9 protein-coding genes are annotated in these 8,649 nt (G+C 71.7%); 7 read left to right on the top strand and 2 right to left on the bottom strand.

What is annotated here, in order from left to right:
- The 3 genes from VGD70_RS26495 to VGD70_RS26485 all read left to right on the top strand — a co-directional run.
- The coding region (locus VGD70_RS26495; RefSeq protein WP_331085966.1) for a TetR family transcriptional regulator C-terminal domain-containing protein at positions 1 to 436 on the top strand (436 nt) is incomplete at its 5' end.
- Between the two features lie 36 nt (positions 437 to 472).
- Positions 473 to 1,978: a carboxylesterase/lipase family protein gene (locus VGD70_RS26490; RefSeq protein WP_331085964.1), complete on the top strand. Its 1,506-nt coding sequence runs from the start codon at positions 473 to 475 to the stop codon at positions 1,976 to 1,978.
- 191 nt (positions 1,979 to 2,169) lie between these two features.
- Positions 2,170 to 2,484, top strand: coding sequence for a hypothetical protein (locus VGD70_RS26485; protein ID WP_331085962.1), 315 nt, complete (start codon positions 2,170 to 2,172; stop codon positions 2,482 to 2,484).
- Positions 2,485 to 2,653: 169 nt separating this feature from the next.
- On the opposite strand, the gene VGD70_RS26480 is transcribed toward VGD70_RS26485, so the two are convergent.
- Entirely contained in the window at positions 2,654 to 3,319 is a 666-nt protein-coding gene (locus tag VGD70_RS26480) for a response regulator transcription factor (protein WP_331085960.1), read from the bottom strand.
- Positions 3,316 to 4,506 (bottom strand): sensor histidine kinase, encoded by a 1,191-nt coding sequence (locus VGD70_RS26475; RefSeq protein WP_331085958.1) that lies wholly within the window; start codon positions 4,504 to 4,506, stop codon positions 3,316 to 3,318. The genes VGD70_RS26480 and VGD70_RS26475 overlap by 4 nt, the downstream gene beginning before the upstream one ends.
- Positions 4,507 to 4,617: 111 nt before the next feature.
- On the opposite strand from VGD70_RS26475, the gene VGD70_RS26470 reads away from it, so the two are divergent.
- From VGD70_RS26470 to VGD70_RS26455, 4 genes are read left to right on the top strand one after another with little or no spacing between them, the layout of a single operon-like run.
- Entirely contained in the window at positions 4,618 to 6,207 is a 1,590-nt protein-coding gene (locus VGD70_RS26470) for a hypothetical protein (RefSeq protein ID WP_331085956.1), read from the top strand.
- Complete coding sequence (locus VGD70_RS26465; protein WP_331085954.1) at positions 6,204 to 6,674, top strand: FixH family protein; 471 nt, start codon at positions 6,204 to 6,206, stop codon at positions 6,672 to 6,674. The genes VGD70_RS26470 and VGD70_RS26465 overlap by 4 nt, the downstream gene beginning before the upstream one ends.
- Before the next feature lie 32 nt (positions 6,675 to 6,706).
- A complete protein-coding gene (locus tag VGD70_RS26460; protein ID WP_331085952.1) occupies positions 6,707 to 7,846 on the top strand; it encodes a hypothetical protein in 1,140 nt (379 codons plus the stop codon).
- The gene (locus tag VGD70_RS26455; RefSeq protein ID WP_331085951.1) at positions 7,846 to 8,388 is read left to right on the top strand and encodes a hypothetical protein; all 543 of its coding nucleotides are present in this window, start codon (positions 7,846 to 7,848) and stop codon (positions 8,386 to 8,388) included. The genes VGD70_RS26460 and VGD70_RS26455 overlap by 1 nt, the downstream gene beginning before the upstream one ends.
- Positions 8,389 to 8,649: the final 261 nt, after the last annotated feature.

The following is an 8,649-nucleotide window of genomic DNA, read 5'->3' as shown; positions in this document are numbered from 1 at the left end:
GATCGCGGAGGTGCTGCTCGACAGCCTGGTCGAACTGTTGCCACTCGACGCGGAGCGGGACGTCGAGTACCGCGTCCGGCAGGGCCTGCAGGCTCAGGCGCTGCATCATTCCGGTCTGGCCGATGTCGCGCGGCGGGCGGGTCGCGACCTCCTCGGATACGTCACCATGGTGATCGAGAGCGGCATCGAGCGCGGTGCGGTCGAGTCCGGTGTGGACGCCGTGCTCGCCGCCCGCATGATCCTCGCGACGGTACAAGGTCTGGCCGATCAGCTCGCGCTCTCGGGCGCGGACGCGTTCCCGGCACGGGACGTGCTGCGCCGGGTCGTCGCCACGGTGTTTACCGGGCACGCGGTGTGCGGGTTCCCTGATCTCCGTGCCGTGACGCGCCCCGGACGGAACCCGCGCGACGACAATATGGTCGGACGGCTATCGTAGCAATATGATCGTATTGTTACTGGCGGAGCACACGCGATGACCCAGCACGTGACCGTACGGCTGAACGGCGGCGCCGTCCGCGGCCGCCGGTTCGACGGACACCTGTCGTTCCGGGGGATCCCCTATGCCGCGCCCCCGGTCGGCGATCGGCGCTGGCGCCCGCCCGCGCCGATCGCGCCCTGGTCCGGAGTCCGGGACGCGACCGAGCCCGGGAACCCCGCGCCGCAGTCGGCCCAGTCGTTCGCGGACGTCACCTCCGTCGACGAGGACTGCCTGACGCTGGACGTCACCGTGCCAGCGGCCCCGGGCACCGGGCGACCGGTGCTGGTGTGGCTGCACGGCGGCGGCGGGACGAACGGAACCGCTGCCACCTACGACCCCCGGCGGCTCGCCCTCACCGGCGACCTCGTCGTCGTGGCACCAAACTTCCGGCTCGGCGTGTTCGGGTGCTTCGGCTATCCCGGCCTCGCCGACGGGGGCACCTTCGGTCTGCGGGATCAGCAGGCCGCACTGCGCTGGGTGCGGCGGGAAATCACGCGGTTCGGCGGCGACCCGGCGAACGTGACCCTGGTCGGAGAGTCCTACGGGGCACTGATGATCGCAGCGCACCTGGTGTCGCCCACATCGGCCGGGCTGTGCCACCGCGCGATCCTGCAGAGCGCGTTCGCGGTCATGGGCTCGACGCCGGCGCACACCTTCATTCCCGGTGTTCCGGCGCTCCCGCCGAGGTGGTTGCCGGCGGCCGAGCTGGACCGGCTCGGCGCCGCCACCGCCGCCGAGCACGGTTGGGTCACGCCGGGCAGTGATCCCGAGTCGGCGCTCGCGCAGCTCCGGCGGGTTCCGGTGGCGGACCTGCTCCAGGCGTCGGCCGCCTTCATCCGGCCGGCCTTCGGCGGACCCACCCTGCCCGAGTCACCCGGGGAGGCGCTGCCCGCCGGACGCTTCCACCGGATACCGCTGATGCTGGGCACCACACGCGACGAGGCGCGGTTCTTCGTCGGGCTCTTCGCAGACCTTGCCGGCAACCCGGTCACCGCCGAAAGCTACCCGCGACTGCTGGCCGAGGCGTTCGGTGACGCGGCGGACGAGGTCGCCGCGCGTTACGCGCTCGACCACTTCCCGACACCGAGCCTCGCCTGGGCACAGATCTGCACGGACCGGGCCTGGGCGCGACCGGCCTGGGAACTGGGCCGGGCCTTCGCCGCACACACCGACACCTGGTTCTACGAGTTCGCCGACCGGGATGCCCCACCGCTCATGCCGCTCCCCGGCTTCCCCACCGGCGCCCAGCACGCCAGCGAACTGGTGTACCAGTTCGACTTTCCCGGCGGCCCGTCGCTGTCGGCGACACAACGCGAGCTCGCCGACCGGATGAACCGGTACTGGGCGGCCTTCGCCACCAACGGCGATCCCGCCTGCGTCGACCAGCCGGCCTGGCCCGACCTCGGCACCGGCCACGTCCAGTCGCTGGCACCCGACCGGATCAACGGCACGGACTACAAGGCCGACCACCGCCTCGACTTCTGGGCACGAATGCCCTGAGGCACCCGCCTGCTGACCGGTGGTGGCGGCCAAATGGCATACGACCACCCGTCGAATGGTCCAACTCGCCGGGGAGCGATGAACAGTTGGCGCACGAGCGGCGTAGGTACGGTTCGACGGTTTGGTCACCGTTATCCGGCCCTGTCAGTCAACTGTTCACAGGGCGACACCTACCTGATGAAGCGGGAGTCATGAAGAAAACCACAAAAGCCGCTGTCGCAGTTGTCCCGGCAATCGCGGCGACACTGATCCTGTTCACCCCAGTCGCGCAAGCCGACACCAAACAGAACGAGCGCTGCGGGAACTTCACCACCGTCGAAGGATCGACCTCGTCCTACTTCTGGGGAAACTGCGGTTTCGGCATCACGCAGATCGACGTGTATCGGCTTCCTCAATGGACATTCGTCACGACCCTGTGCGCGCCCGTGGGAAGTGAGGTCCTCCTGGGTCGCGCCGACTCGGAAGAGGGTGGCTTCGTGGCCCTCGACATGGCTTTGCCCTGCTGAGGTCCGGCCCTGCTGACGGCACCCGGCCGCCGGAGGCCACGGCCGTTGCGGCCATGATCGGCACCTGACCGCAGCCGCCGCACAGTGGGCCGAGGGAGCGCGGGGTCCGCACGCTGTGTATCCGGGGCGAGGTTCTACACCGGCGGGTCGCAGCCAGTAGCCGGGCCCGCTACGTGCTGACGAGCCCGTGCCGGTGGGCGTAGACGACGGCGTGCACCCGGTCCCGCAGGCCGAGCTTGGCGAGGATTCGGGACACGTGGGTCTTGACGGTCTCGTCCCCGATGTAGAGGCGGGCGCCGATCTCGGTGTTGCTGTGGCCGGCGGCGACGAGCAGGAGCACCTCGTTCTCGCGGGCGGTGAGCCGGTCGAGCCCGGGCGCACCCGACGCGCGGGCCTCGTGCGGTGTGATGCTGTCGGTGAACCGGGTGACGAGCCGGCGGGTCACCGAGGGGTCGATGAGGGCGTCCCCCCGGGCGGCGACGCGGATGGCGGAGACGAGCTCCTCGGGCGGCAGGCTCTTGAGCAGGAAGCCGCTGGCCCCGGCCGCGAGCGCGCGGTAGACGTACTCGTCGGTGTCGAACGTGGTCAGCACGAGCACCTTGGTGGCGACGTTGCCGCCGGCGAGGATCGCCTCGGCCGCCTGGAGACCGTCGAGCTTCGGCATGCGCACGTCGAGAATCGCCACGTCGGGCCGCAGCCGCGCGGTCTCGGTGACCGCGGCCGCGCCGTCGGTGACCTCGGCGACGCAGGCGAAGTCGGACTGGGTGTCGAGGATCCCGCGCAGCCCGGACCGGAACATGGCGTGGTCGTCCGCGAGCAGGATGCGCAGGGTCATCGTTCGTCTCCGAGGGGGAAGGTGGCCGTGGTCTCCCACCGGTCACCGCCGAGCTCCGCGCCGTAGGCGACGGTGCCGTCGAACAGCGCGGCCCGTTTTCGGATCCCCACCAGGCCGCGCGCGGCGCCGTTGCGCTCGCCGTCCCGGGCCGGCGGGACGCCGTTGCGCGCGGTGACCGACACCGACGCGGCCCGGTAGTGCAGCTCGATCTCCACCGTGGCGCCGTCGCCGTGGCGTAGCGCGTTGGTCAGCATCTCCTGGATGATGCGGTAGATGGCGACGTCGAGCGACCCGGGCAGCGGGCGCGCCGCGCCGTGGGTGCTCAACCGGGTCGCGAGACCGGCCCGGCGGACTCCGTCGAGCAGCTCCTCGAGGTTGTCCAGCCCGGGTTGGCGGCTCATGTCCGCCTGGTCGCCGTGGAGCAGGTCGAGCAGGCGGCGCAGGTCGAGCATCGCCGCCCGGCTGGACGTCTCGACGGCGGCCAGCGAGCCGGCGACGGCGTCGGGGCGGTTCGCGGTGCGCAGACCCAGCCGCGCGGCGCCGGCGTGCGCCCCGATCGCGCTGACGTGGTGGGAGATGACGTCGTGCAGGTCGCGGGCGATGGCGCTGCGCTCCTCGGCGACCGCGTGCTCGACCGCGGCCTCGGCGTCACGGCGCTGGGTTTCCGCGCGTTGCTCCAGCTCGGCGAGGTAGGCCCGGCGAGCGGTGGTGTAGCGGCCGACGAGCCACGGCAGGACCGCGTTCTTGAGGATGTGAATGGGCAAGAGGTCGCCGTCCCGCATGCCGAAGAGCAGCTGCGCCCCGCCGATGCCGAGAATCATCGCGGCCAGCGCCAGCCAGGCGGCCCCGCCGCGCAACCACGCCCCGGCGCGGTACCCCGCGACCAGCGCACCGGCATCGCTGACCCGGCCCTCGGCGCTCGACCCACCGAGCAGAGCGGCGGCGCCGACCAGCAGCACGGCGTGCGCCAGGGCCACCCATCCCGAGTAGCGAGCGGGCAGCGCGAGCGCCGCGTCGGCCGCCGCGATCGCGGCGAGCACCACCCAGTCCTGAGGTCGCAGTGTGGCGACGGGGCCTGCGACGAGGAAGGCGGCCACGTCGGCGACCAGGCACACCGTGGCGACGAGCATCGCCTGGCGGGCCAGCGCGCCGCTCAGATCACTGATCGCGAGGCGGTAGCGGGACATCACACCATCGATGATCCGGGGTCCGTGGCGCCGGGGGGTCCCCCGTACAGGGGACACGGGTCCCCGCCAGCGGTGACGAGTTGAACACGCCCTGTTCCTAGCCTCGACGTCGTGACCTTCGCCGTGCCCCGCCGCCTCCCGATCGTCGTGGGGCTGTCCGCGCTGTTCGTCCTCGTCGGGATCACACCGGCGGTGGCCGACAGTCCGTCCTCCGGCGGGGACGTCGCGGTGGCGCAGACCCTCGGCCCGCGCGAGCTGACGATCGTGCTGCGTCGGGTGACCGCCGTGCCCGGCCCGTTGCACGTGGACGTGGTGACCCACGCCGGTTCGCCCGCCGGCCGACTCACGCTGGCGCTCACGCCGACCGGGACCGCCACCGGCTCGTCCGCGCTACCCGCGCCCGGCGTGCCGACCGGCCGTGGGGGTGTCCACATTGGAGCGACGCCGGGCATGTACTCGGCGACGGTCGCGGTGGACCGGCCGGGACCGTGGGAGCTGGCCGTCGGTGACGGCACACAGGTGACGCGGATTCCCTTCGTGGTGCCCGTCCAGGTCACCACACCGCCGGAACGCCTGGTGTATGGCGGCTTTCTCGCTGCCGGGGTGCTGCTGGTGGGGTCCGTCGTAGTGGCCGTTCGGGCCAGGCGCAACCGGTGGGCGCTGCTGCCGGCGGGCGGCATGCTGGTGGGACTGTCGGTGGCCGTGACCGCCGCGGTGCTCTCCGCGTCGCTGCCGCTGCCGCCGCAGCCGGGCAACCAGCTCGATCCCACGATCGACAACGTCACGAACCCGTACGCCCGCACCACGCCGATGATCGCGGACTTCTCCCGGCCGCCGGCCATGCTCGCCCTCGACGGCGGGCCGGTGACCGCGGGCCGCCCCGCCGACGTCGGTGTGCGCCTGTCCGACGCGGCGACCGGTGCGCCCGTCGACGACCTGCTGGTCAACGGCGGCGCGTTGATCCACCTGCTGGTGGTCGGTCCGGCGGGAGAGCTGTGGCACGTGCACCCGGTCCGGCTCGGTCCCGGTCACTACCAGGTTCGGCTGACGTTGCCGGCGCCGGGACACTATGCCGTCTCGGCCGAGCTGGAGCGGCGCGGTGGCGGCGTTCAGCTGGTCCGCGCCGCCACCGGACTCGAGGTCCTCCCGGGCGGCGGGTCGCACCCGGTGGACCGCCCGGTGCCGCTGGGCGGCGGCACGGCCAGCGGGTCGACGGTCATCGGCGGGACGCCCGTCACCGTCATGACGACCGCACCGGTCGCGGGACAGCCCACGACCGTCGGCGCCACGGTCGGCCACACCGCCGACCTGCAACCGTGGCTGAGCATGGTCGGGCACCTGATCGTGGCCGGGCCGCTGCCTGCCGACAGTGGCGCGGTGGTGGGAGAGGCGGTGCAGAACGCGCCCGTCTGGGCCCACGCCCACTCCATGGGTGGTGCGATGCCCATGACCGGGATGCCGGGGATGAGCGGCATGGACCACTCGGCTTCCGGGATGAGCGGCATGCTCGTGCCTCCGGTCAACGGCGACAGCGCGCCCGACGAAACCGTTGCGGCGTATGGCCCGGACGTCCCGTTCACCTTCACCTTCCCGGTCGCCGGCCAGTACCGGCTGTGGATCCAGGCGGAACGCGACTACACGGTGCTCACCGTTCCGGTCGTCCTCGACGTGGCCGCCTCGGACCAGGGGATGGGGCGATGACCGCCACCACGTCGGTCGCGCCGGCGGTCGACCCCGCCGTACGCGCGCCGCGCCGCCGTCTCCTCGGCGGTGTCGTCGTCGCGGTGGTCGGCGCGGTGGTCGTCGCCGTGGTCGTCGGCTGGCTGGTGTGGCCGACCCCGCCCGGCCCGGTCGTGCTGCACGCCGGCACGTCCCACTATGTCGTCACCGCCACCGTCGACAGCGCGCGGATCGGGGGCACGGCCGTCGAGATCGACCTCAGCACGCGGGCCCGCGTCCCGGTGGACCACGCAACGGTGGAGATCGACGCCGTCATGCCGCTGATGGGGCACGCCGCCCCACCGGCACCCGCCGAGTCCGCCGGCGGCGGTCGCTACCGGGCGGCGCAGGTGCCACTGATGATGACCGGTCCCTGGGAGCTGCACGTGTCCATCGACGGTCCGGCCGGTGCCGACAACCTCATGCTGCCGCTCGCGGTCACCGGCTGAAGCCCCACCACAACGAGAAAGGCATACCTGTCATGGATCTCACCGCACCATCCACCGCGGCCGGTCGCGCCGACCCACGAGCCACCGCGGCGGTCACGGGCAGTGTCGCGGCGCGGGTCGGCGCGTACGTCGTGCTCGTCGGCACGGCGGTCACCACCCTGGGCATCAGCTGGGACATCCAGTGGCACGTCGAGGTCGGGCCCGACACCTTCTTCACCCTGTCCCACCTGGCTCTCTACTCCGGCAGCGCGCTGTCCGGGATCGCCAGCCTGGTCATGGTGCTCCTGGCCACCGCCGCGCAGCGCGCGGGTCGATCGGTGGCACAGATGGTGGGCGGTCCGCCCGTACGCGTGCTCGGCGGCACGTTCACCGCACCGCTCGGCTACCTGATCTCCGGGACCGGCGCGGCGTTGTTCCTGCTGTACGGCCTGCTCGACCTGTGGTGGCACTCGATCTACGGCTTCGACGCGGTGCTGAACACCCCGTCGCACGTCGCGCTGTTCCTGTCGATCTCGATCACCATGGTCGGCAGCATCATCGTGTTCGCCGCGGCGAGGGAGCTGCGCTGGGGCCAGGTCGGCGTCGCGCTCGCGGTCCCGATCCTGATCATCTTCGCGCCGATCACCACCAACGCCTTCGCCAACCTGCCGCTGCCCATCGACCCGACGATCATCGGGATCATCCTGTTCTCGGCGTTGTTGCTGATCACCGGCGCCGGCATCCTGCGCCGGCCGGGCGCGGCCGTCGTCATCGCCGTGGTGCTCGGGGTCTTGCAGGCATTCCTGTGGTGGTTCTCGCCGTGGGCGGCACACACCTACGCCGCCGCGATCGGGCTACCGCTGCGGGACGGGCTCACCCCGCAGCCGCCGCAGCTGCCCGGCGCCATCCCGATGTTCCTGATCGTCGCGGCGGCCGCCGTCGAGGGCGCCTTCTGGCTGATCCGCACCCGCGACCTCAACGCCAGGAAGGTCATGCTCGCGATCGGCGCGGTGACGGGGCTGGTCGTCGCCGTCACCCTGCCGTTGCAGCAAGTTCTCACCGACCCCACCGCGAGCTTCGGCGCCGCGACCTTCGCGGTCCTCGGGATAGTCGGGATCGTGTTCGGCGTACTCGCCGGCTTCCTCGGCGCCCGGTTCATCCCGATGCTGGCACCCACCACGAAGGAAGCCTGATGAGCACTCGCCGGCTGGTCACCACGGCCCTGCTGACCCTTGCGTTGAGCCTCGCGATGGCGGCCCCCGCGATGGCGTACGCGCCCGTCAACATCGTCCACACCGAACGCGTCCAGGCCGGCCCCTACCGCGTGACGGTCGGGTTCTCCGTCTGGCCGATCCGCGCCATGCAGTCACTGGACTTCACCTTCATGCCCGACGGCGGAATCGCCGGCAAGTCCGGCACGCTCACCCAGACCGGACCGGGTGTGAAGGCCGACGAGCACGTCACGCCCCTGGTGCGCCATCCACGCAAGTACGACTCGTGGGGCCTGGACGTGCAGGCGCTCAGCGCTCCCGGCACATACAGCCTCGGCTTCGCCATCGACGGGCCACAGGGACACGGGGAAGGCAGCGTGCGGGGGTTGACCGTGCTCAACCAGCCCGGTCCGCCACTCGCGCTGAGCTGGCTGGTCGGCTCGCTGCCGTTCCTCGGCCTGGTGGTGTTCATCGCGATCGCCTGGCGACGCCTCCAGCCCGGCCGCCGGCCACTCACGGTCTGACGAACAGCCACGCCGTGCTGGGACAAGAGGTCGGATCAACTGTTGGATTTGCGGGCCCTTGTCGGGTACTTGCGCCTTGACGTCCGGTAGACATCAGATATTAACTGCTTGTGACACGCCCCGTGTTCACCTTCACCCCCTGCCTCGGAAGGTGCTCCATGAGGTTGAACCGCCTCCTGCCCGTCGCCGTGCCCGTGCGAGGCCGGCACACCATGCGCATCGTCAACCGCAGCACGAGAGTGGGCATGATCGACGCGTTCC

This window comes from Actinophytocola sp., assembly GCF_036402745.1.
Classification (GTDB): Bacteria; Actinomycetota; Actinomycetes; order Mycobacteriales; family Pseudonocardiaceae; genus Actinophytocola.
This window is presented reverse-complemented; position numbering and strand designations above follow the sequence as displayed.